This window comes from Streptomyces melanogenes (assembly GCF_014649795.1).
Taxonomy (GTDB): domain Bacteria; phylum Actinomycetota; class Actinomycetes; order Streptomycetales; family Streptomycetaceae; genus Streptomyces; species Streptomyces noboritoensis.
In genome coordinates, this window is sequence record NZ_BMTS01000010.1 from 94,765 (window position 1) to 117,667 (window position 22,903).

A 22,903-nucleotide genomic window follows, 5' to 3' on the forward strand; every position below is an offset into this window, starting at 1 on the left:
CCCCGACCCCAGGAGGTGGCTTCGGATGACGGAGCCGATCAGCCCGGCCGTTGAGAAACCCGACACCGACGAATACCGCACCGGTACTACGGGCACCACCCTGCAGACCGCGCGGAGCGGTGCGGGTCAGCCACCCGCGACCCGGGGCCGGACGACGATCGCCGGGGGCGTGGTGGAGAAGATCGCCGGGCTCGCGGCGCGCGAGGTTCCTGGCATCCACGCGCTGGGCGGCGGGTTCGCCCGGACCATCGGCGCGATGCGCGACCGGGTGCCGAGGGCGCGCGGCGCGGCCGTCAGCCGGGGCGTGAAGGTGGAGGTCGGCGAGCGGCAGACCGCCATCGACCTGGACGTGGTGGTGGAGTACGGCGTGAGCATCACGGCGGTCGCGGCGGAGGTGCGCGAGAACGTGATCGCGGCCGTGGAGCGGATGACCGGGCTTGAGGTCGTGGAGGTCAACATCTCGGTCGACGACGTCCACCTGCCCGACGACGGCTCCTCCGAGGGCTCGGAGGCCCGCGTGCAGTAGCGGGACCGGGCCGCCGGCTCATTCGTTCGGGGCCGCCGGGGTGGCCCGGCGGCCCCGGACCCGGGAGGCTGGGGAGGACTTGGACCGCCCCGAGGAGAGCCGATGGCCCCGACGCCGTACCGCTACGACGACCTGCGCGCCCTCTACGTCAACTGCACGCTCAAGCGCTCCCCCGAGGTCAGCAACACCGAGGGCCTGATCGACCGCAGCCGCGCGGTGATGGAGGGCAACGGGGTCAGGACGGAGGTGATCCGCGCCGTCGACCACGACATCGCGACCGGGGTCTGGCCCGACATGACGGCGCACGGCTGGGCGAGCGACGCCTGGCCCGCGCTGTACGAGAAGGTGATGGCGGCCGACATCCTGGTGCTCTGCGGGCCCATCTGGCTGGGCGACAACAGCTCGGTCGCCAAACGGGTGGTGGAGCGGCTCTACGCCTGCTCCAGCCTGCTGAACGAGCAGGGGCAGTACGCGTATTACGGCCGGGTCGGCGGCTGTCTGATCACCGGCAACGAGGACGGCGTCAAGCACTGCGCCATGAACCTCCTCTACAGCCTCCAGCACCTCGGCTACACCATCGCGCCGCAGGCCGACGCGGGGTGGATCGGTGAGGCGGGGCCCGGCCCGTCGTATCTGGACCCGGGCTCGGGCGGCCCCGAGAACGACTTCACCAACCGCAACACGTCCTTCATGAGCTGGAACCTGATGCACCTGGCGGCGCTGCTCAAGCGGGCGGGCGGCATCCCCGCGCACGGCAACCAGCGGTCGGCGTGGGACGCGGGCTGCCGGGAGGACTTCGCCAACCCCGAGCACCGGTGACCGCCCCCCCTAGCCGACGACCGTCGGCGAGCCCGCTCAGATCGTCCGAAATGAAGCGGTGGAGCGGGGGACGCCGCCTTCCTCGCGGCGCCCCCCGTACCGCACGCGCTCAGCCGAGCCGGACCGGGATCTCCTGGTAGCCGAAGGCGATGAACGACGGCACCTGGCTCAAGTCGTCCGCCTCGGCGGCGAGTCGCAGGTCCGGGAAGCGCTCGAAGAGGGTGGGCAGCGCGGTGAGCGCCTCCATCCGGGCCAGCGGCGCGCCGATGCAGCGGTGCACGCCTATCCCGAAGGCCAGGTGGTCGTCGGCGGCGCGGGTGGCGTCGAAGTCACCGGCGTTCTCGCCGTAGTGGGCCGGGTCGTGGCCGGCCGCCGCGTAGGTGGTGACGATGGCGTCGCCCGCCGGGATGGTGACCCCGTCGACCTCGATGTCGGTGACGGCGAACCGCAGCGGCAGGGTGGCGATGGACGGGTGGACCCGCAGGACCTCGTCGATCACATTGTCCCAGCCGATCTCGCCGGAGCGGACGGCGGCGAGCTGGTCGGGGTGGTGGAGCAGGTCGACGACGGCGTTGCCGATGAGGTTGACCGTCGTCTCGAAGCCGGCGCCGATGACGAGCAGCAGCGTGTAGACGAGCTCGTCGTTGCTGAGCCGGTCGCCGTCCTCGTCCCTGACCTTGATCAGCTCGGTGGTCATGTCGTCGCCGGGCACCTCGCTCTTGAACGCGATGAGCGAGGGCAGCACATAGGCGATCTGCTTTTGGACGAAGTCGGCGTGCTCGGGGCTCGGGTCCGAGGTGTCCATGATGGCCGCGATCAGCCCGGCCATGTCCTTGACCAGGTAGCTCGGTACGCCGAAGAGTTCGCAGATCAGCCGCATCGGCAGCGGGTGCGCGTAGGCCGCCTTCAGGTCGACCGGCTCACCGGACGCCGCCTGCTCGGCCAGCGAGTCGAGCAGCTCGGCGGTGATCGCCTCGACCCGGGCGCGCATCGCCTCGGTGCGCCGGGCGGTGAAGCTGGGGGCGACGAGCTTGCGCAGCCGGGTGTGGTCGGGCCCGTACGTGGAGAGCATGTTGATCACGCCGACCCAGCCCAGGATCCAGCCCCAGTCGGGGTGCTCGCCGAGCTCGGACCACAGCCGCCAGTGCTGGCGGGGGTCCTTGCTGACCCGGGGGTCCAGGATCAGGGACTTGAGGGTGTCGTAACCGGTGGGCGCCCAGGCGGGGATGCCCCCTGGCAGCTCGACGGGCACCACCGTGCCGAGCGCGCGCAGCCTGGCGCTCTCGGCGGGGATGTCGGCGCCGAACGGGTCGAGGGGCACACGCGTGGACGGGGTCATGCTCGTTCTCCTGGCTGGTCGGGGGTGCGCGGGGTGAAGCGGACGGGCAGCGCCGTGAGCGAACGGTGGAACGGGCCGGGGCGCCAGGTCAGACGCCCGCGCTCCGTGGTGGGGTCGAGGTCGGGCAGCCACTGGGTGAGCCGCTCGATGGCCTCGGTGGCGATCAACAGGGTGTGCTGCTTGACCGGGCAGCCGTGGTTGCCGGCGGACCAGGACAGGTGCGAGGCGTCGTGCGGGTGGTGCGCCCCGGCGAACTGGTGCTCCGCGAAGTGGCCGATGGCGCCGTAGGAGACGACCACCGGCACGGCGGCCTGGATCCACACGCCGTGGAAGCTCAGCGACTCGCGGGCGAAGTGGATGCCGTAGTTGGAGAGCGGGGTCTCGTACCGCAGCACCTCGGCGACGGCGTCCGCGACCGGGCGCGAGCCGCTGGTCAGGGTCGAGTAGTAGGCGGGGTTGCCGAGGATGCGCGACAGCGCGTTGGAGACGAGGTTGGCGGTGGGCTCGTGGCCCGCGCCGAGGGTGAGGAACACCTGCCAGGTGACCTCCTCGGGGGTGAGCCCCGCCGGGTGGTCCAGGAGGCGGCTGGTGAGGTCGTCGCCGCGCTGCGCGCTCTTGGCCGCCACCAGTTCCAGGACGTAGCGGCCGTACTCGGCCTCGCCCCGCGCCGCCTGCTCGCCGCCCTCCATCATCTGGCCGAGCGAGTCGTTGAGGCGGCCGCTCTCGCTGTCGGGCAGGCCGAACAGGTTGTTGAAGACCAGCGCCATCAGGGGCCGGGCGAACTCGGTGACGAGGTCGGCCCGCCCGGCCGGTCCGAACCGGCCCACCAGGATGTCCACCGCCCGGTGCACCCGCTCGCGCAGGTCGTGCGGCTCGACCAGGTCGAAGGCGTCGAGCAGGGTGCGCCGGTAGCGGATGTGGGCGTCGCCGTCCGCGAAGAGGGCGTTGGGCCGCCAGCGCATCATGCCGAGGACCGGCGAGTCGGACGCGACCGTGGCCTCCCAGGGCCTCGGGTCGTGCGACCAGGTGTCGGAGTCGTGCAGCAGGTCGAGCGCGGCCCGCCGGTCGGTGACGACGTACGCGGGGACGCCCGGGGCGAGTTCGGCCCAGCCGACCGGGCCCTGGGCGCGCAGCGCCGCGTAGTAGGCGTGCGGGTCGGCGGCGAAGCCGTCCTCCCACAGCCGCACCGGCGCGGAGAGCGAGAAGGCGGCTGCGGGGGCGGGATAGGCGGGGTGCGGGTTCACCGGGTCTCCGGGCGGTTGCGGGCGATCAGGTGCTGGACGAGCGCGAGCAGCGCGTCGATGGAGGAGTTGGTGTCGCGGGCGTCGCACGTCACCATCGGGGTGCCGGCCTCCAGGTCGAGCGAGCGGCGCAGCTGCTCCTCGGTGTACGGGCGGGAGTCGGGGAAGGTGTTGAGCGCGACCGCGTACGGCAGTCCGGTCTCCTCCACCAGGCCCAGCACGTCGAAGGAGTCGTCGATGCGCCGGGTGTCCACCAGGACGAGCGCGCCGAGCGCCCCGTAGGCGATGTCCGCCCACAGTGAGCGGAAACGTTCCTGTCCGGGGGTGCCGAAGAGGTAGAGCACCACTCCCCCGCCCAGGCTGATCCGCCCGAAGTCGATGGCGACCGTGGTGGTGGTCTTGTCCCGGACGCCGGCGAGGTCGTCCACCCGGGCCGAGGCCTCGCTCAGGTGCTCCTCGGTGTGCAGCGGGCGGATCTCGGAGACCGAGTCGATCAGGGTGGTCTTGCCCACCCCGAACGGCCCCGCGACCAGGATCTTCACCAGCTCGCGTGCGGTGTCGGGCAGATGGATCCCACGGGCCCCGGCGGCGCCGGTGGAGCCGGGGCTACTGCTTGAGGGCGCGGAGGCCATCGGCCACTCTCTTCAACAGATCGGGGGCGGGCAGTGCGGCGACGGGAATGGGCGGGCGGGCGCTCACCAGCCCTTGGTCGATCAGCTCGGCGGCGAGCACCCGGACGGCGGAGACCGGCAGTTCCAGGAGCGCGGCCGTCTCGACGACGGTGAGCGAGCCGCCGTCCAGCACGTCCAGCAGGGCGTGCTGGGCGGCGGGCAGTCCGGCGGGCTCCGGCCCGCCCCCGCCGGTCAGCACGGACAGCCGCTCCAGGCTGTTGCGGCTGGGCCGCGCCACACCGCCGGTGGAGAGGTAGGCGGGAACCAGCGGGCGGCCGCCGCGGCGGCCCGTCATGCGTGGGTGGCGCCGTCGGCTCCGCGCGGCGCGGCCGCCATGGTCTTTTCACCGAGCCGGGCCACCTGGGAGTGGACGCGGTGGGCGAGCAGGTCGAGCCGGACGTCCGGGTCGCCGTAGGCCGCCACACAGGTGCCGTGGGCGGTCGGCGCGACCAGGATGTAGCCGTGGTCCGACTCGATGACGACCTGGCGGATCCGGGCGTCCTCCTGGTCCGCGAAGGCGGCCGCCGCGGTGCGGCAGGCGCCCTGCACGGTGCTCATGATGGCGGCGGTGCGCTCGGCGGACGCCTGGGACAGCGCCTGGGTGTAGCCGGAGACGAGGCCGTCCCGGGTGAGCAGGACGGCCGCCCGGACGTGCGGGATCTCCAGGATCGCGTCGAGCACCCACGAGTTCTCGCCGGTAGTGCCGCTGGTCATCGCGGTTCGTTCCCTTCGGTGGGGGCGGCGGAGCGGGCCGCGGCGGTGCCGGACTGCAGTGCGCCGAGCGCGGCGGCCGACTCCTCGGGGGTACGGGCGGGCGCCGCGGCCGTCTCGGCGGGCAGCGCGGCCCGGGCGCGGCGGCGCCGCTGGGGCAGCGCGTCGCCGTCGGGCGCGGGCTCATGGGAGATCGCGCCGGTGTCGTACGCGGCGACGGGCTCGGGGGCCAAGGGCACGGCCTCCGGGACGGGCTGCTCGGCGGCCGTGCGCGTGGAGCGCGGCGCGGCCGCGGCGGGCGGCCGCTGGGCCGGGTCGATCCGGCTCAGCAGGTGGTTCTTGACCAGCAGCACCGCGCGCACGCCGCCGTACGGCGACGGCGAGGACAGGTCGACCGAGAGGTCGAACTGCCGGGTCAGCTGGCCGATCGCGGCCAGGCCCATCCGGGGCGGGTCGCCGAGCTCGGAGAGCAGGATCGGCTCGGTCCCGGCCACCATCCGCTGGGCGTAGGCGCGTTCGTCGGGGCTCATGCCGACCCCGGCGTCGTCGATGGTGACGGAGACGCCGTGGTGGGCGCGTTCGAGGTTCACCACGACCTCGGTGTCCGGGGCGGAGTGGCGCAGCGCGTTGTCGAGCAGCTCGGCCACGATGATCGCGACGGGCTCGACGGCGTGCGAGACGAGGGCGGTGCCGGTCTCCAGGTGGTTGTGGATCCGGACGCGGTGGTAGCCGACGAGCCGGGACTGACCGCCCGTCACCGCGTCCACCAGGTGCGACTCCTCGCGGGCAAGCCCGACCCAGGCGCCGCAGACCACGGCGGTGACCTGGGCGCGCCGCAGCGACTGCTCGTTCTCGTGGTCGAGGGCGAAGAGTGTCTGGGCCAGCTCGGGGTCGTCGTAGCGCTGCTGGAGGCCGCGCAGCTGGTCCTGGAGGCGGTAGAGCCCGGCCTGGATCTCCCGGGTGGCGCCGCGCATCCCCGCGCGGGCGGCGGCGTCCACGCGCTTGCGCTCCTGCGCCACGGCGGCCGCGACCCCGTCCAGGACGCCGTCCAGGCCCGCGCCGAGCTCGGTGCCCGCGAGGTCGGGGTGGAGCGGGCCGGGCACCTGCACGTGCGGATGCGCGGCCCGGGTCGCCTCGGCCGGGACACGGCGCTGGGCGAGATGGGACACCTCGGCGGCGTACGCCCGGGAGACACCGCCGGTTTCGGCGCGGGCGGCGTCCACCTGGGAGCGCAGCCCGGCGACCTCCTCCTGCTGCCGGGCTCCCCGGCGCCGGGAGCTCAGCAGTCCGCCCGCCAGCACGAACGCGGACAGGGTCCCGGCCGCCAGTCCTCCGGCGGCCAGGTCCGGTATCTCAATCATCTGATGGACCTTCAGGGGAGATCGGGAGAAGGGCATGTGGACGACCGCCCCGGAAGGCGAACGTGGCCAGTACACACTGTCATTGACCGGTCCCGCACTGTTTTACACGAAGATCCTTTCGAACCTGAACGCGAGAGTCCGATTCTGTACGAAACGTCAGCGTGTCGGTAGGGGCGCACCCCTACTGTTGGTTGAAGAAGTTGCGGACCCAGTAGCGGCGCCGACGGGCGTCGCCGCCGTACTCCTCGTCGTCGTTGTCGTCCGGGTGGTGCAGCACCGTCCAGCTCACCGCCGAGACGGCCGGTTCCAACGACAGCCTGCTCACCGCCTCTTCGAGGAGGCTGTCGTCGCGGCGCTCGGTGGTGAGCTCGGCGGCCACCGTCACCTTGCCCGGGGCGTCGGCGTCCTGGCTGTGCACCGAGCGCAGCCGGAACCCCGGCCGGGTCAGCGCCTGGACGGAGAGGATGCGGACGTGCGCCTCCTCGGGCTCGGTGCACTCCACCTCGAACAGGTAGTCGGTGCCGACCTCGACCCCGCCGTGCGGCTCGCGGTCCATGCGCCGCCCCAGCGGCCGTAGCAGCAGGTTCGCGCCGACCACCCCGACCGTGCCGAGCGCCGCCACACCGTAGAGCCCGGCCCCGGAGAGCGCGCCCACCGCCGCCGAACACCACAGGGTGGCGGCGGTGTTCAGACCGCGCACGCTGAGCCCGTCGCGCATGATGACACCGGCGCCGAGGAAACCGATGCCGGAGACGATCTGCGCGGCCACCCGGGAGCCGTCGTAGCCGCTGGTGCTGGTGGCGTCGACGAAGCCGTAGGTGGAGAGCAGGACGAAGAGCGCGGAGCCGGCGGCCACCAGCGCGTTGGTCCGCAGCCCGGCCATCCGGGCCCGCCACTGGCGCTCCAGGCCGATGATCCCGCCATAGCCCAGGCCCGCCCCGATGTTGGCGGCCGTGTGCCACTCGTTGAGCATGTTCCGTACTCCTCGCCGTCCGTGCGTCCCTCTCCTATCGGCCGCTCGCGCCCCGGTGTTGAACCGGATCGGCGGGCGGGCCCCGTTCGGCCCTCGCTAGGGTGGACGGACGGCACCGCACCCCACGGAGGAGTCTTGGAGATCCGGACCGCACAGCGGCAGGCCTGGGAGAACAAGATCGAGAAGGGGTTCAACGTCACCGACGTGCCGCTGGAGTTCGGTCTGCTCACCGCCGAGGTGGGCGAGGCATTCACGGCCTGGCGCAAACGGCTCCCGGACTTCGGCGAGGAGCTGGCCGACGTCTTCCTCTATCTGGCGGCGCTGGCCGAGATGAACGGCGTGGACCTGGACGACGAGGTCGCCCGCAAACTGGAGAAGAACCGCCGCCGCGCGTACGTGCGCGACGAGCGCGGCGTCCTGATCCGGGTCAGGGAGGGCTGAGGCCCTACGTGTGGGCCGCCGCCCAGGCCGTGAGCAGCAGCCGTCGGCTCCAGGTACCGCCGAGCGGCCTCCTCGATGTGCAGCGCTCACCCCGCGCCCCAAAGGGGCGCGGGGAACTGCGCGACCAGCCATCCACGGTCCGCAGCCGAACGCTCAATGACGACTGAATACAGCAACCGTCCGGGCCGGAACGGTGAAGGCGCCCGAACTAGCCTCGTACGACGCCGACTTGACAACCGCATCGCCGCCCGCCGCCTGCACCGGGTGCAACCCGTACCCCCGCCCCGCCAGGTCCGCGACCCGCTGCACCTGCCGGTCCGGGGTCGCGTTGAAGACCACGACCAGGGAACCGAGCCGCATCGTGATCACCCCCGGCGTCTCGCCCGTACCCGACAGCGGGAACGAGAGCGCCCCCTGCACCTCCGCCGCCGTGCCCAGCCGGAACGCCGGATCGGTCGACCGGATCTTCAGCAGGTCCCGGTACGCGGCCGAGGCCGCCGTGATCTCCGGGCACCCGACCGTGAGCGTGGACGCGGTCAACAGTGGCTTCGCATAAGCCCACTTGGACTGGTTGTCCGCCGCCGGAGGCAACCCGCGCCCGAACCCGTTCCCGTCCCCGCAGTCCCAGTGGATCGCGTTGAACCAGTCCCCGCTGTCGAACGAGTTGCGGTCCAGCGACTTGGACCGCAGCAGGTCCGTACCCGCCTGGGACAGCGCGGGCCCCTGCGACAGCGTGGCCGTGGCCAGCGCCAGCACCTGCATCCTTGCCCGGTCGCCCGCCGACGTGGCGCGCGGCAGCTTGAACGCGAGCGCGTCGTACAGCGACTCGTTGTCGTGCGCGTCGGTGTACGCCAGCGCGTCTCCCGGGGCCTCGGCGTACCCGGCCGGGGCGCCGTTGTAGTCGACGTCCGCGCCCTTGACCGTACGGCCGGAGGTATCGGTGAAGGTGTAGCCGGCCAGGTTGCCGGAGAGGCCGACCTTGATCAGGTCCTGGTAGTGCAGCAGCCGGGCCCGCTGCTCGGCCGGAGTGCCGTTGGCGGCCGAGGAGTTGGGGTCGGTGTAGAGGCCGGATGCGAAGCCCTGGACGCCGGGATCCTCGTCGAAGGGGCCGCCGCCGCGCACCGCGTCGCGCGCCCGGTCCGAGAAGGTCGCGATGCCGGTGCCCACCATGTTCTTCTGGGTGGCCTGGACGAACCGGGCGTCGTCGGCGACCTCGCCGAAGTTCCAGCCCTCCCCGTACAGGACGATCTTCTTGCCGTCGACGCCGTCCTTCTCGGGCGTCAGCGCGTCGAGCGCCTTGCGGACGGCGAGGATGTTCGCCTTGGGGTGGTGGCCCATCAGATCGAAGCGGAAGCCGTCCACCTTGTACTGCCTGGCCCAGGTGACCACCGAGTCCACCACGAGCTTGCCCATCATGGCGTTCTCGGGCGCGGTGTTGGCGCAGCAGGTGGAGGTGGCCACCGTGCCGTCGGCGAGGAGCCGCTGGTAGTAGCCGGGCACGATCTTGTCGAGGACGGACTTGTCGGCCTGGCCGCTCGCCACGGTGTGGTTGTAGACCACGTCCATCACCGTGCGCAGCCCGGCACCGTTGAGGCCCTGGACCATCTGCCGGAACTCGACGGTGCGCCGGGTCCCCTCGGGGTCGCTGGCGTAGGAGCCCTCGGGCACGGTGTAGTGCAGCGGGTCGTACCCCCAGTTGTAGGCGTCCTTTGCGGCGGTCTTCGCCACGCATGCCTGCTGCTCGGGCGAGTCCGGCGCGTACACCTTGAGGTCGCAGCCGGGGACGGCCTGGTCGGCCTTCTTCTCCGGGATGGTGCCGATGTCGAAGGCCGGGAGGAGGTGGACGTACGAGGTCCCGGAGGCGGCCAGCTCCTTGAGGTGCTTCATGCCGTCGGAGCCGGTGTCCGTGAAGGCCAGGTACTGGCCGGGGTGGCGGGAGGTGCGGTCCGCGATCGAGAAGTCGCGGATGTGCAGCTCCTGGATCTGTGCGGCGCGCAGTGGCACGGCGGCGGGCTTGCGCAGCGCCCCCCAGCCCTCGGGCGCGAGCTTGGGGTCGGCGAGGTCGACGACGAGGCTGCGGGCCGAGTCGGTGGTCAGGGCGGTGGCGTACGGGTCGGTGACCAGGTTGGTGACGACCTTCTGGACGCTGGGCGCCCACACCGTCACGGCGTACCGGTACGGCTTGCCCGACCAGCTCCTGGGGCCCGTCACCGACCAGACGCCGGTGGTGTCGTCGCGCCGCATCGCGACCGTACGGCCGTCGAGTTCGAGGGCGACGCGCTGTGCGGTGGGCGCCCAGAGCGAGAGCGTCGGGCGGCCGCCGGTGAAGACGGGGCCGAGCGCGGCCTTGGTGGCCCGGGTGCTGTAGAGGTCGTCGAGGACGCCCTGGGTCTGGACGCCGGTGGCGGCGAGCACGGCGCCGTTGGCGAGGCGCTGGGTGGCGACGAGCTGCCCGGTGAGGGCCTGGCCGACGCGGGCGCGGTCGCGCGGGTCGACGGTGAACGCCGCGTACTTCTTGAGGTGCGGGAACCGGGCCTTCTGCGCGTCCGTCAGGCCGCCGGGCACGGGGGTGAGCCGCAGCCAGTGGCCCTCGCCGGTGAGGGCGCCGTCCTTGACGGCGAGGCCGCCGCCCGGCGCGTACACCAGCTGGTAGCTCGCGGCGGTCGTGCCCGTGTCCCAGGCGACGGTGTCGCGGTCGATCCACTGCGCCCGCGACTTCGACGGGTCGAGGTCGGCGGCGGAGCCGGACGTCATGGGCAGAAGGTACTTCTCGACGCCGCCGAGCAGCCACACCTCGTGCGAGTACGCCGAGAACTCCAGGGAGCGGTCGGAGCCGAACTCCTTGGTGTCGCCCTTGTGGAGGATGTAGCTCAGGCTGGAGGCGCCCTCCTTGAGGGGCACCTCGAAGACCGCTCCGAACGCGTCGGTACGGACCGGCGGAAGCGGGCTCGACCAGTCGGTGGGCGCCGCGGCGCCCGTCCAGGTGTGGATGCCCCAGCCGCTGTAGTCGCCGTCGGCGCGCTGGTAGTGGATGACGGCCTTGGTGGTGTCCTGCGGCGGGTAGGTGCCCGCGGGCGGCGCGGTGAGGACCGCGTCGTTGCCCTGCTCGACCCAGATCTCGCCGGTCCGGGAGACGTCGATGGTGCGGTCGGCGGTGACGTCCTTGTTGCCGTCCTTGTCGATGACGAGGAACCCGACGCCGGAGGCGCCCGGCTTGAGCTTGACGTACGCGAAGGCGCCGTAGGCGTCGCGGCCCGTGAAGGCGTGGCCCGCGGGCCAGGTGGTGGACTCGCCGTCGGCGAGGTCGCCCCAGGCGTAGAGCCGCCAGTCGGTGTAGTCGCCCGCCGGGCGCTTGTAGTGGACCACGGCGTAGTCGCGCCGGGTCGCGGTGGGCACCGGGTCGGTGGCGGGGGCGCCGCTGGTGGTCGCGGCGGTCGCGCTCGTGGTGTGCCCGGCCGAGTCGACGACGACAGCCTTGTAGCGCAGGGGCGTTCCGGCCGCGAGGGTCGCGGGCAGGTGCTGGACGACCTTGTACGGGGCGTGGTCGGCGGAGCCGAGGACCTGCCACTTGCCGGTGCCGGTCTGGGCAGCGAACACGACCCGGTTCAGCTGGCCGCCGTCGGTGTCGGCCGCGATCTCGACGTCACCGGTGGCGCCGGCCGCCGGTGCCTTGAGGGTGACCGTGGGCCGCGCGGCGGGGGCACCGAGCGGCTTCGCCGCCTTGTAGACGACTGCGGAAAGGGCGGGCACCCGCACGGAGACCCGGCGGTCGGCGGAGCTGGTCAGCGTGCCGGACGTGCCGTAGATCCCCGTGAAGGCGGTGTCCGCCGAACCCGTCGCGAACTCGGCGGTCTTCTCCTCGGTCGCGTTGTTGACGGCGACGACGTATTCGGTCCCGGTCTTCGCGTCGGTGCGGGAGAAGGCGTAGACACCCTTGCCCCGCTCCGCGTACCGCTCGCTCTGCACCCCGTCGGCGAGCGCCGGGTTCTGCTTGCGGAGCCGGGAGAGCGCGGCGATCGCCTTGTAGAGAGGGTGCTCCGGATCGAAAGCACTGCTCTCGTGCGTACGGGTCGTACCGATCTGGCGGTCGTCCAGATAGTCGGCGACCTTGGACGGGAACATCGTCTGCCGGGCGTCCTTGTCGCCGCCCGCTCCCGTGAAGCCCTGCTCGTCGCCGTAGTAGATCACCGGGTTGCCCCGGCTGAGGAACATCAGCTCGTGGGCCAGCCTGTCGCGCCGCAGCAGTTCGGCGGCGTCGGCCCGGGGGTTGTCCTGGACCAGGAAGCTGCCGATCCGGCCCATGTCGTGGTTGCCGAGGAACGTCACCTCCTCGTAGGCGTTGGCCTTGTCGGTGGTGTAGCGGTAGTCCTGGCCGAGGGCCCCCGCCAGGTCACCGGCGGAGCCGCCCTGCGAGACATAGCTGCGCATGGCCTGCTGGTATGGGAAGTCTAGGGTCGCGTCGAGTCTGCCCCGGGTGACGTACGGCGAAGTCACGGACGGGTCCCCGGAGTACACCTCGCCGTAGATGAAGAAGTCCTTGCGCCCGTGCTTCGCCGCGTAGGCGTCCAGGGCGGTCGCCCACTGGGTCCAGAAGTCCATGTCGACGTGCTTGACGGTGTCGACGCGGAAACCGTCCACGTCGAAGTCCTTCACCCACTTCTCGTAGATCTTCTCCATGCCCCGCACGACCTCGGGCCGCTCGGTCCACAGGTCGTCGAGCCCCGAGAAGTCGCCGTACTCCGCGCTCTCCCCGGCGAAGGTCGAGTCGCCCCGGTTGTGGTAGAGCGCCGGGTCGTTGAGCCACGCCGGGACCTTGGCGTCCTTCTCCGCGGCGGGCACGGTCGGGGTGTAGGGGAAGGAGCCGGGGCCGACGGCCGGGAAGCCCTTGCCGCCGGCCGCGTAGGCGCTGTCGTCGAACGGCACGCCGTCCTTGGTCAGATACGGGAACGCGCCCTTGGAGAGGTACTGGGTGCTCTTCTCCCGGTGGCCTATGACGTCGGCGGTGTGGTTGGTGATGACGTCGAAGAAGACCTTCATGCCCTTGGCGTGGGCCGCCTCGATCAGCCGCGCCAGGTCGGCGTTGGTGCCGAAGTGCGGGTCGACCTGGGTGAAGTCGGTGATCCAGTAGCCGTGGTACCCGGCGCTCTGGTCGGTGCCGGTGCCCTGGACCGGCTTGTTCTTGAAGATCGGCGCCAGCCAGATCGCGGTGCTGCCGAGCCCCTTGATGTAGTCCAGCTTCCGCGTCAGGCCCTTGAGGTCGCCGCCCTGGTAGAAGCCCTTGTCGGTCGGGTCGTACCCCGTCACCGAGCGGCCGCCGGTCAGACCGCCCCTGTTGTTGGCGCTGTCGCCGTCGGCGAACCGGTCCGGGAGCACGAAGTAGGGCTGCTCCCGGGTGAGTTCGTGCCGGGCGGGCTCGGCGGCGAGCCGGGCGTCGGACGGCGGGGCCGGGGGCCCGGCGGGCGCCGGATGCGCCGCGGGCGCGGCCGACGCCAGCAGCGCGAGGGCCACGGCGGCGGTGACGGCGGTTCGGCGCGGAGAGCCGATCACGGGACGTACTCCTTCTCCAGGGTGACTACGGGGTACGGGCGCGGGGCACGGGGGGATCGTCGGGCCGGCCGGTCAGTGGCGCCAGGGGGCGTTCACGTCACTTGCCGCCGCACGTCCTGGCGTCGACGTGCAGGGCGAGCGCGGTGTCCGGGGCGAGGGTCGCGGTGAACCGCCCGCCGCCGTCGACCGTGACGCTCCTGCCGCTCTGCACGTCGCAGTAGCCGCCCGCGGGCAGCGACGTCTGGAAGGTGCGGGTGAGCGAGGAGCCCTCGTGGTTGATGGCGACGTACGCCTTGGCACCCCGGCCGAAGGCGATCGCGTTGCCGCCGTTGTCCCACCAGTCGGTGACCGCCGCGCTGCCCACCGCATTGCGGAACCTGACCATGGAACGGACCTCGGGCCAGGCGTGCTGGCACTTCCACCTGTCGCTGTAACAGGCGTTCACCTGGCCGTTGTTGGGCGGGCCCGCGTCCTTGTCGCTGAACACATAGCCGGAGTGGACGTCCGGGGAGCCGTAGGGCCAGGCCAGCATGAAGACGTGGGCCAGGGTGTAGCGGGCGCCGTCGTTGTAGGTGAGCGTCTGGCCGCCGCGCTCGGTGTCGTGGTTGTCGACGAAGACCGAGGCCTTGCCCGCGGTCAGATAGCCCCAGCCCTCGCCGAAGTTCTTCAGATACGCGAGCTTTTCGTTGTTGAACACCCGCTTCAGGTCCCAGGAGTAGCGGAACTCCTGGGCGTCGCCGGTGTTGAGGTACTCGGTGGGCTGTACGGCCTCGCCCGCGCCGTAGATCGTCTCCTGCTTCCAGTAGACGCCCGGGTTGCTGAGGCGGGACTTGATGGCGGCGAGGTCGTCCTCGGGTATGTGCTTGGCCGCGTCGACGCGGAAGCCGTCGACGCCCAGCGAGAGCAGGTCGTTGAGGTATCCGGCGATGGTGGTGCGGACGTACTCCTCGCCGGTGTCGAGGTCGGCCAGGCCCACCAGCTCACAGTGCTGGACGTTCCAGCGGTCCTGGTAGTTGGTGATCTCGGCCTTGCAGTCGTCCAGGTCGGCCGCCGAGTACGTGCCGGGGTAGGTGTACTTGGTGTACGCCGACCCGGCGGTGCCGGTGCCGGAGCCGCTCGACATGTGGTTGATCACCGAGTCGGCGACGACCTTGACGCCCGCCGCGTGACAGGTGTCCACCATGGAGCGGAAGGCGGCGCGGTCGCCCAGCCGGCTGCCGATCTTGTAGCTGACGGGCTGGTACGCGGTCCACCAGGCGGCGCCCTGTATACGTTCCTGGGGCGGGGAGACCTGGACGTACCCATAGCCGTCGGGGCCGAGTTCGTCGGTGCAGGCCTTGGCGACCGAGGCGAAGTTCCACTCGAAGAGGACGGCGGTCACGTCCTTGGGCCCGGGCGCGGCGGCCTGCGCCTGCGGGGCGCCGAGGACGACGCCGCTCGCGGCCCCCGCGACGAGCGCGACGGCGGCGGCCAGTGGTCCGCGCGTACGGCGGCGGTGGGGGGTGCTGGCGGTACGACCGTCCATGGGGGACCTCCGTGCGGGGATGCGGGGGGACGGAGCGGACCCCGGGGCGGCGCGGCCCGGCCGCCCCGGAGGTGTCTGAATGTTCTTGCTGAAAAGACCGGAAAGTTGTTGCGGTCGAGACCGTAGGCGGCCCGGACGGCCTGGTCAACCCTTTGGACACACCGCCGCCACGCCACGGAAATCTCACCGATTCCTGGCCGCAAAGCCTTTCGCAAGAGATTGCAGAAGTGTTACCTTCAACGACACCTCGGGCCCGGACGTGCCCCGCACGGGCCCCGAACGGCAGGAGCCGCCGCACCGAACGGTGCGGCGGCTCCTGGAAATCGGAGGGACGGGGTCTCAGAAGCCGATCGCCTCGCGGACGAGCACGACGGTGCTGCGCTGCGGAACGACCTCACGGTTGTTGATCAGGATCTTGGCGACGACACTGCGCTTGCCGTACGCGTGCTGGGCGCGGACGTCCTCCTTGGGCAACGTGTACGTCTCGATGCGGCGCAGCGCGGTGTCCAGGTCGGCGACGACCTTCTGGGCGCCGACCACCCAGACCGTCCGGCTCGCGCCGTACACGTACGAGGCGAGCTGGCTGCCGCTGGCGGAGGCGGTGACGAGGCGGCCGTCCTCGGTCACGGCGTGCACGCTGCCGACGACGACGTCGGGCGCGGAGCGCGTGACGCGCATGTCGTCGCCGCGGGCGCGCGGGTCCCAGTCGGCCTGCTCGGCGCGGATGCTCTTGAACCGGCCGGAGGCGTCGATGTCCTCCTGGATCCCGGAGAGGCGCAGGGTCTCGCTGGTCGAGGCGAGGATCGCCTTGTCGGTCGGCAGGGACTCGACGACGAGCTCGCGGGCGTCGGCGGCGGTGTCCACTATGTGCACGGCAAAGCCGTTGCCGCGCAGGGCCTCGGCGGCCCGTTCGACGCTCTCGGCGCTCGCGGCGACCGCGAAGGTCTCGTCGGCGGGCAGGGTGATGATGGTCTTCTCGCTCATGATCGTAAAACCTATCGGCCGGGACGCGAGTCTTGTTCGAGTGTGGCTGGATCCGGCCAACTGCGGCGCCGGTGCCGGGATGACGCGTTCCGGCGATTGACGCGCCGCCAACACCCCCTTACTTTCGAGGCGTTGCCCGTCGTACGTCATATATGAGACGCGATATGTGAGAGGTGGGCCCGCCATGGCCTTCACCCCGGCCCCGATCCCCTCCCGTACCGAGTACGTGCTCGACGCGGTCAAGCAGGCCATCCTCACCGGCAGGCTCGCCCCGGGGCAGGCGCTCGTCGAGACCGAGCTGGCGGCGCAGTTCGGCGTGTCCAAGACCCCGGTGCGGGAAGCGCTCAAGACGCTGGCGGGGACCGGGCTCGTGGTCATGAACCAGTACAAGGGCGTCGCCGTGCGGGCCGTCGACGCGGACATGGCCCGCCAGGTCTACGACGTGCGCCTGCTGCTCGAACCCGAGGCGCTGCGCCGCACCGTGCTGCGCCTGGCACCGCTGGACGCGGCCGGGGCCGCCCTCGACCGGGCCGACCGCGCGACCGACGCGGCCGAACGGGCCCTGGCCAATCGGCAGTTCCACCGCGCCCTGTATCTGCCCTGCGGCAACCCCCTGCTCACCCGGACGCTGGACGACATCCGCGACCAGGCCGCCCTGGTGGCGACGGCCGTCTGGGCCACCGAGCCGTCCTGGCAGCGGGAGGCCCGCGAGCACCGCGCGATCCTGCGGCTGGCACAGGCCGGGGAGGCGGAGGGGGCGGCCGACGCCCTGCGCGCGCACATCGAGTCCTTCGTCCGCCGCGCGTTCCCCGAAGGAGACAACGGAGTATGGCCGCACGCGAGTTCCCGGACCTCACCGTCGCTCGGAGCGCACTCGCCGATGTCGTGGCGATCCCCGTCACCCCGTTCACCGCTGACGGCGCCCTCGACACGGCCGCCCATCGCACCCTGATCCACCGGCTCCTCGAAGCCGGTGTGCGCACCCTCACCCCCAACGGGAACACCGGCGAGTTCTACGCCCTCTCCCCCGACGAGCGCCGCGCCGTGACGGAGCTGACCATCCGGGAGGCGGCGGGCCGGGCCGCGGTCCTGGCCGGGGTGGGCCTGGACGTCCCCACCGCCGTGGCCGCAGCGCGGCACGCCCGGGAGGCGGGCGCGCAGCTGGTGATGGTGCATCAGCCGGTCCACCCGTACGTCTCGCCCGGCGGCTGGCTCGACTACCACCGGGCGATCGCGGAGGCGGTGCCGGAGCTCGGGGTCGTGCCGTACGTCCGCGATCCGCTGCTCGACGGTGAACTCCTGGCGGAACTCGGTGAGTTGTGCCCCAATGTGGTGGGGGTGAAGTACGCGGTGCCGGACGCGGCGCGGTTCGCCGCGGTCGCGCGGGACGCGGGTCTGGACCGCTTCGTGTGGGTGGCGGGCCTCGCCGAGCTGTACGCGCCCTCGTACTTCGCCATGGGCGCCACAGGCTTCACCTCCGGCCTGGTGAACGTGGCCCCCCGGATGTCGCTGGGGATGCTCGACGCCCTGCGCGCCGGGGACTTCCCCGCCGCCCTGAAGACCTGGGAGCGGATCCGCGGGTTCGAGGAGCTGCGCGCGGCCGCCCGCTCCGCCGACAACGTCTCGGTCGTGAAGGAGGCGCTCGCCTGCCTCGGACTGTGCCGACGCGACGTCCGCCCGCCGAGCCGGACCCTGCCCGAGGAGCGGCGCGCCGAGGTGGCCGCCCTGGTGGCCGGGTGGGAGCGGTGACGTTCGACCCCGAGCGGCTGCGCAGCCACCAGTGGTACGGCACCGACGGCCTGCGCTCCTTCAGCCACCGCGCCCGCACCCGCCAGCTCGGCTATCTGCCCGAGGAGCACCTGGGCAAGCCGGTGATCGCGATCCTCAACACCTGGTCGGACATCAACCCCTGCCACGTCCATCTGCGCGAGCGCGCCCAGGCCGTCAAGCGCGGGGTGTGGCAGGCGGGCGGCTTCCCGCTGGAGTTCCCGGTGGCCACCCTCTCGGAGACCTTCCAGAAGCCGACGCCGATGCTCTACCGCAACCTCCTCGCCATGGAGACGGAGGAGCTGCTGCGCTCGTATCCCGTGGACGGCGCGGTGCTGATGGGCGGCTGCGACAAGTCGACGCCCGCGCTCCTGATGGGCGCGGCCAGCGCCGACCTGCCGGCCGTGTTCGTACCGGCCGGGCCGATGCTGCCGGGCCACTGGCGCGACCAGGTCCTGGGCTCCGGCACGGACATGTGGAAGTACTGGGACGACAAGCGCGCCGGGCTGCTCGGCGACTGCGAACTGGCCGAGCTGGAGAGCGGCCTGGCCCGCTCCCCCGGCCACTGCATGACCATGGGCACGGCCTCCACGCTGACGGCGGCGGCCGAGGCGCTGGGCGTCACCGTCCCGGGCGCCTCCTCGATCCCGGCGGTCGACTCCGGGCACGACCGGATGGCCGCCGCCTCCGGACTGCGGATCGTCGACCTCGTCCGCGAGGACGTGAAGCTGTCGACGATCCTGACCCGCGAGGCGTACGAGGACGCCGTCACCACGGTCCTCGCGCTCGGCGGCTCCACCAACGCCGTGATCCACCTCATCGCGATGGCCGGGCGCTCCGGGGTGCGGCTTACCCTCGACGACTTCGACCGGATCGCGCGCACGGTCCCGGTGCTGGCGAACGTACGGCCCGGCGGGCGCCACCTCATGGAGGACTTCCACTTCGCGGGCGGTCTGCCGGGGCTGCTCTCCCGCCTCACCGACCTGCTCCACCTCGACCGCCCCACCGTCAGCCACACCACCCTGCGCGAGCAGCTGGCCGGGGCCCGGGTCCACGACGACGACGTGATCCGGCCGCGCAAGAAGGCGCTGGCGACCGAGGGCGGTCTGGCGGTGCTGCGCGGGAACCTGTGCCCGGACGGCGCGGTGATCAAGCACATCGCGGCGGAGCCCCGGCTGCTGCGGCACACCGGCCCGGCCGTGGTATTCGACGACTACCGCACGATGCAGCGCACGATCGACGACCCGGCGCTCGCGCTCACCCCCGACCACGTCCTGGTGCTGCGCGGCTCGGGCCCGCGCGGCGGCCCCGGCATGCCGGAGTACGGGATGCTGCCGATCCCGGACTCTCTGCTGCGCCGGGGCGTGCGCGACATGGTCCGGATCTCCGACGCCCGGATGAGCGGGACGAGTTACGGGGCGTGCGTGCTGCACATCGCCCCCGAGTCACATGTGGGCGGGCCGCTCGCGCTGGTGCGCACGGGCGACCTCATCACCCTGGACGTCGCGGCACGCGGCCTCCGCCTGGAGGTGTCCGACGAGGAGCTGGCCGGGCGCCGCGCCGCCTGGACGCCGCCCCCGCCCCGCTACGAGCGGGGGTACGGCGCCCTCTACAGCGAGCAGATCACTCAGGCCGACACCGGCTGCGACTTCGCCTTCCTGGCCGCGCCGGGGCGGGTGCCGGATCCGTACGCGGGCTGACCGGCCGGGTGCTCACCGGGTCTCCCCCAGCAGCTCGGCCAGGGCGCTGTCCATGTCGAGGTCCTGGTTCTCGACCTCGGCGGAGACGGCCGCGTAGGTGAGGAAGAGGAAGCGGCGCAGGGCCGCCGTGCCGAATTCGAGGAGCGCCAGGCCATCCGGGGAGCGCAGCTCCACCATGGTCTGGGCCCGCCCGAGCGGCCATACGTGCACATCGCCGGTGCCGGCCGGGGCGCGCAGTCCCCGGTCGATGAGGTTGCGGGCGAAGACCCAGGTCACGCCCCCGTCGTGGAGGGAGACCTCGGGCGGGAAGATCATGCGGACGGCCAGGGGGTCGGATCCGTCGTAGCTGAGCGTGACGGGGACGGGGACGCCGTGGGGTGCGTCGGTGACGAGGCGGGCCAGGACGGATTGTTCGACGGTGGTGGACATCGACTCGCTCCTTGCTGCCACTCCCGATCTGTGACCCGCATCACATCATCTCACTAGTCGCATATTCAACACCTTCCTTGGGATTTCGTGCGAATACCCCGAATGGGGTTTCACCGCAGACCGCCGGGCCCGGCGGAAAAGGGGGCCTGGCACCACCCCGGTCCGGGGCCCAGGCCTCCTGACCTGGACCCCTGCCGGGGCGGACGATCGTCGGCGACAGGTCGTACGAACGTGGGAGCAGGGGGCTCGGACATGAACGATCACACTCGGCGGAACGTGCTGCGCGGCGCGGCGGGCGCGGCGGCAGGGGGATTTCTCGCGGCACACGGCGGGGCGGTGGCGACCGCCGCCGGACACGGCACACCGCCCGCACCGAAGCCGCACACACCGGCGCCGTCCGCCACGAGCCAGCCGTTCCTGCACGGGGCCTTCACCCCCGTCACCGAGGAGCTCACCGCCTTCGACCTCCCCGTCACCGGCCGCATCCCGCGCTCGCTCAACGGGCGCTATCTGCGCACCGGCCCCAATGCGCTCGGCCTGGAGGACCCCCGGGCACACCACTGGATGCTCGGCGACGGCATGGTCCACGGGGTGCGGCTGAGGAACGGGCGGGCCGAGTGGTATCGCAACCGGTGGGTGCGCTCGGCCGCCGTCAGCCGCAAGCTCGGCGAACCGCACCACGGGCCCGTCCCCGAGGACGACTTCGCCTGCAACACCCACGTCATCCCGTACAAGGGCCGCGTCCTCGCCCTGCAGGAGAGCGGACCGCTGCCGTACGAACTCGACGGGGAGCTGGGCACCCTGCGCCCGTACGACTTCCGCTCCACCCTGAGCGGCGCGTTCACCGCGCACACCAAGTACGACGCCCGCGCCGACGAGCTGCACGCCGTCGCCTACTATCCGACCTGGGACCACGTCCGCCACCTCGTGGTCGACCGGACCGGGCGGGTCGCCCGCACCACGCGGATCCCCGTCGCCGACAGCCCGATGATGCACGACTTCGCGCTCACCGAGCGGTACGTGGTCCTCTTCGACCTGCCCGTCACCTTCGACGCGGCGGCGGCCGAGGCGGGCGCGGTCGTGCCGTACGTGTGGAACGACCGGCATCCGGCGCGGGTGGGCGTGCTGCCGCGCGCGGGCGGCAGCGTGCGGTGGTTCGAGATGGACCCGGTGTTCTACTCGCACACCATGAACGCCTACGACGACGGGGACTCGGTGGTCGTCGACGTCACCACGTTCCCGGCGCCGTTCTTCGTCGCGGGGAAGGGCTCCGACGGGCCCACCGCGCTCGGCACCGCCTCACTGGACCGCTGGACCGTCGACCTGGCGCACGGCAGGGTCCGCACCCGGCGCCTCGACGACCGGCCGCAGGAGTTCCCGCGCGTCAACGAGGCGCTGGTGTCCCGGCGCCACCGGTACGGGTACACGGCGGCCGCCGCCGAGATGTCCACCGCGTATCTGACGGCCGACGGCGTGCCGCCGGACCGCTCCTTCGGCAACGCCCTGATCAAGCACGACTTCCTGCGCGGCACCTCGCAGCTGCACCGCCTGCCGCGCGGCGCCGCCGTCGGCGAGGCGGTGTTCGTGCCCGCGCACGGGCCGGACCCGGCCCCGGGGGCGGCGGAGGACGACGGCTACACCCTGGCGTACGTCCACAACCCGGAGCGGGGCGCCGCCGATCTGCTGATCCTGGCGGCGCAGGACTTCACCGGACGTCCGGTGGCCCGGATCCATCTGCCGGGCCGGGTTCCGCTCGGCTTCCACGGCAGCTGGGTGGCGGACGCGTGAGCTCAGCCGAGCTGACTGAGCATGCCCATCACCGAGTTGACCGCGCTGTGCAGTGAGGGGGCGGCGGCCGTGTCCGCGAAGTAGAAGCCGAAGGCCGCGCAGATCACGGCGTGCGAGATCTTGGTGCCGCCCTTGCGGCAGAGGAAGAACGCGCCCACGGCGAGCGCGAGCATCAGGGGAAAGTGCACGGAGGGCACGGTGTTTCACCTCGTGACCCCGAGTCTGTCGAGCACCGGCCCGCCGCACGGAACGGCGGTGGGCCGGTGGAAAGCACCTCCGTCACGCTACGACCGTTGCTCACCCGTCGCCACACGGCCGGTCACCGGCCGTCATCGCCGCAGCTCGGGCGGGCCGACGTCACACGGCGGTGGCGACGACCAGACGGCAGCGGGGGCTGCCATCGGGCCGCCGGCCGAGCTCGTCCAGGGCGTACAGGTCGACCTTGAACCCGGCGTCGGCGAGCTCCCGCGTCGCCTCCGCCAGCCTGAAGTCCCGGTAGTACATGACGAATCGGGGCCGCCACACCGCGTTGCGCACCCGCATCGCGGTGTCGAAGCCGAGCAGCGTCCAGTAGCCGAGGGAGCCGGGGCGGGCGGGCGCCGCGGCCGGGAACGCGAAGCGGCCGCCGGGCCCGAGCACCGAGCGGACCTGCGCGAACAGCCCGGGCCGCTCACCGGGCAGGAAGTGGCCGAACGCGCCGAAGCTCACGACCAGGTCGAAGGCGGCCGGTGCGAACGGCAGGGCGCGGACGTCCGCCCGGATCCAGTCGACGGCCTCGTCCGTACGGGCCCGCCCGACCGCCAGCATCCCGGCGCTGAAGTCGACCCCGGCGACCCGGTCCCGGCACACCGCGCGCAGCACGGGGATGCCCGCGCCGGTGCCGCAGCACAGGTCGAGCCCGCGCCCGAAGGAGCCGAGCTCACGGAGGGTGCGCGTGACGGCGTCGAGGACCTGCGGGGGCGTCCGGTACGGAGTGTGGTCGAACTTGGGCGCCAGCAGGTCGTAGCCGTGCTCGACCGACGACAGCGCCTGGACGGCGAGTTCACGCAGCGTAGGGCCCTGGGAAGCGGACATCGACCTT

The 22,903-nt window shown here is 72.3% G+C and carries 19 protein-coding genes and 1 pseudogene; 7 read left to right on the forward strand and 13 right to left on the reverse strand.

From position 1 onward, the window contains the following. Positions 1 to 25: 25 nt before the first annotated feature. Positions 26 to 526 (forward strand): Asp23/Gls24 family envelope stress response protein, encoded by a 501-nt coding sequence (locus tag IE252_RS22175; RefSeq protein WP_190091191.1) that lies wholly within the window; start codon positions 26 to 28, stop codon positions 524 to 526. 102 nt (positions 527 to 628) lie between these two features. Continuing rightward, complete coding sequence (locus IE252_RS22180) at positions 629 to 1,345, forward strand: flavodoxin family protein (protein WP_190091192.1); 717 nt, start codon at positions 629 to 631, stop codon at positions 1,343 to 1,345. A 109-nt stretch (positions 1,346 to 1,454) separates the two neighbouring features. On the opposite strand, the gene IE252_RS22185 is transcribed toward IE252_RS22180, so the two are convergent. From IE252_RS22185 to IE252_RS22215, 7 genes are all read right to left on the reverse strand, one after another. Further along, positions 1,455 to 2,684 carry a cytochrome P450 family protein gene (locus tag IE252_RS22185; RefSeq protein ID WP_190091193.1) on the reverse strand — a complete coding sequence of 410 codons (1,230 nt, stop codon included), beginning with the start codon at positions 2,682 to 2,684 and terminating at the stop codon, positions 1,455 to 1,457. Then, entirely contained in the window at positions 2,681 to 3,928 is a 1,248-nt protein-coding gene (locus IE252_RS22190) for a cytochrome P450 (protein ID WP_190091194.1), read from the reverse strand. The genes IE252_RS22185 and IE252_RS22190 overlap by 4 nt, the downstream gene beginning before the upstream one ends. Continuing rightward, positions 3,925 to 4,557, reverse strand: coding sequence for a GTP-binding protein (locus IE252_RS22195; RefSeq protein ID WP_101386895.1), 633 nt, complete (start codon positions 4,555 to 4,557; stop codon positions 3,925 to 3,927). The genes IE252_RS22190 and IE252_RS22195 overlap by 4 nt, the downstream gene beginning before the upstream one ends. After that, positions 4,532 to 4,891, reverse strand: coding sequence for a DUF742 domain-containing protein (locus tag IE252_RS22200; RefSeq protein WP_190091195.1), 360 nt, complete (start codon positions 4,889 to 4,891; stop codon positions 4,532 to 4,534). The genes IE252_RS22195 and IE252_RS22200 overlap by 26 nt, the downstream gene beginning before the upstream one ends. Beyond that, positions 4,888 to 5,310, reverse strand: coding sequence for a roadblock/LC7 domain-containing protein (locus tag IE252_RS22205; RefSeq protein ID WP_190091196.1), 423 nt, complete (start codon positions 5,308 to 5,310; stop codon positions 4,888 to 4,890). Before IE252_RS22205 ends, IE252_RS22200 begins: the two co-directional genes overlap by 4 nt. Continuing rightward, positions 5,307 to 6,668: an ATP-binding protein gene (locus IE252_RS22210; RefSeq protein ID WP_190091197.1), complete on the reverse strand. Its 1,362-nt coding sequence runs from the start codon at positions 6,666 to 6,668 to the stop codon at positions 5,307 to 5,309. Before IE252_RS22210 ends, IE252_RS22205 begins: the two co-directional genes overlap by 4 nt. Positions 6,669 to 6,849: 181 nt before the next feature. Continuing rightward, positions 6,850 to 7,641 (reverse strand): MgtC/SapB family protein, encoded by a 792-nt coding sequence (locus IE252_RS22215; RefSeq protein ID WP_190091198.1) that lies wholly within the window; start codon positions 7,639 to 7,641, stop codon positions 6,850 to 6,852. A 135-nt stretch (positions 7,642 to 7,776) separates the two neighbouring features. Between IE252_RS22215 and IE252_RS22220 the strand changes: the two genes are divergently transcribed. Beyond that, the gene (locus IE252_RS22220; RefSeq protein WP_190091199.1) at positions 7,777 to 8,082 is read left to right on the forward strand and encodes a MazG nucleotide pyrophosphohydrolase domain-containing protein; all 306 of its coding nucleotides are present in this window, start codon (positions 7,777 to 7,779) and stop codon (positions 8,080 to 8,082) included. Between the two features lie 153 nt (positions 8,083 to 8,235). Here IE252_RS22220 and pulA read toward each other — a convergent pair whose 3' ends face one another. The 3 genes and pseudogenes from pulA to IE252_RS22235 all read right to left on the reverse strand — a co-directional run bounded on the left by pulA (position 8,236) and on the right by IE252_RS22235 (position 16,138). Continuing rightward, positions 8,236 to 13,626 carry a pullulanase-type alpha-1,6-glucosidase gene (gene pulA, locus IE252_RS22225; protein WP_373298595.1) on the reverse strand — a complete coding sequence of 1,797 codons (5,391 nt, stop codon included), beginning with the start codon at positions 13,624 to 13,626 and terminating at the stop codon, positions 8,236 to 8,238. Between the two features lie 106 nt (positions 13,627 to 13,732). Continuing rightward, positions 13,733 to 15,154: pseudogene (locus tag IE252_RS22230) on the reverse strand (alpha-amylase); the annotation flags it as partial. 339 nt (positions 15,155 to 15,493) lie between these two features. Further along, positions 15,494 to 16,138, reverse strand: a complete 645-nt coding sequence (locus IE252_RS22235; protein ID WP_190091202.1) for an LUD domain-containing protein — start codon at positions 16,136 to 16,138, stop codon at positions 15,494 to 15,496. A 184-nt stretch (positions 16,139 to 16,322) separates the two neighbouring features. On the opposite strand from IE252_RS22235, the gene IE252_RS43385 reads away from it, so the two are divergent. From IE252_RS43385 to araD, 3 genes are read left to right on the forward strand one after another with little or no spacing between them, the layout of a single operon-like run. Next, on the forward strand, positions 16,323 to 17,090 hold the full coding sequence (locus IE252_RS43385) for a GntR family transcriptional regulator (protein WP_229848713.1): 768 nt from the start codon (positions 16,323 to 16,325) through the stop codon (positions 17,088 to 17,090). Further along, the gene (locus IE252_RS22240) at positions 17,024 to 17,887 is read left to right on the forward strand and encodes a dihydrodipicolinate synthase family protein (protein ID WP_229848747.1); all 864 of its coding nucleotides are present in this window, start codon (positions 17,024 to 17,026) and stop codon (positions 17,885 to 17,887) included. Before IE252_RS43385 ends, IE252_RS22240 begins: the two co-directional genes overlap by 67 nt. Beyond that, positions 17,884 to 19,605, forward strand: coding sequence for an L-arabinonate dehydratase (gene araD, locus IE252_RS22245; protein WP_229848715.1), 1,722 nt, complete (start codon positions 17,884 to 17,886; stop codon positions 19,603 to 19,605). The genes IE252_RS22240 and araD overlap by 4 nt, the downstream gene beginning before the upstream one ends. A gap of 12 nt (positions 19,606 to 19,617) precedes the next feature. On the opposite strand, the gene IE252_RS22250 is transcribed toward araD, so the two are convergent. Next, positions 19,618 to 20,034, reverse strand: a complete 417-nt coding sequence (locus IE252_RS22250; RefSeq protein ID WP_190091205.1) for an SsgA family sporulation/cell division regulator — start codon at positions 20,032 to 20,034, stop codon at positions 19,618 to 19,620. A 252-nt stretch (positions 20,035 to 20,286) separates the two neighbouring features. Between IE252_RS22250 and IE252_RS22255 the strand changes: the two genes are divergently transcribed. Further along, the gene (locus IE252_RS22255) at positions 20,287 to 21,822 is read left to right on the forward strand and encodes a carotenoid oxygenase family protein (RefSeq protein WP_190091206.1); all 1,536 of its coding nucleotides are present in this window, start codon (positions 20,287 to 20,289) and stop codon (positions 21,820 to 21,822) included. 2 nt (positions 21,823 to 21,824) lie between these two features. On the opposite strand, the gene IE252_RS22260 is transcribed toward IE252_RS22255, so the two are convergent. Both IE252_RS22260 and IE252_RS22265 read right to left on the reverse strand, forming a co-directional pair. Continuing rightward, on the reverse strand, positions 21,825 to 22,010 hold the full coding sequence (locus IE252_RS22260; RefSeq protein ID WP_229848718.1) for a DUF2304 domain-containing protein: 186 nt from the start codon (positions 22,008 to 22,010) through the stop codon (positions 21,825 to 21,827). A 169-nt stretch (positions 22,011 to 22,179) separates the two neighbouring features. After that, positions 22,180 to 22,896: a class I SAM-dependent methyltransferase gene (locus IE252_RS22265; RefSeq protein WP_190091207.1), complete on the reverse strand. Its 717-nt coding sequence runs from the start codon at positions 22,894 to 22,896 to the stop codon at positions 22,180 to 22,182. Positions 22,897 to 22,903 lie beyond the last annotated feature (7 nt).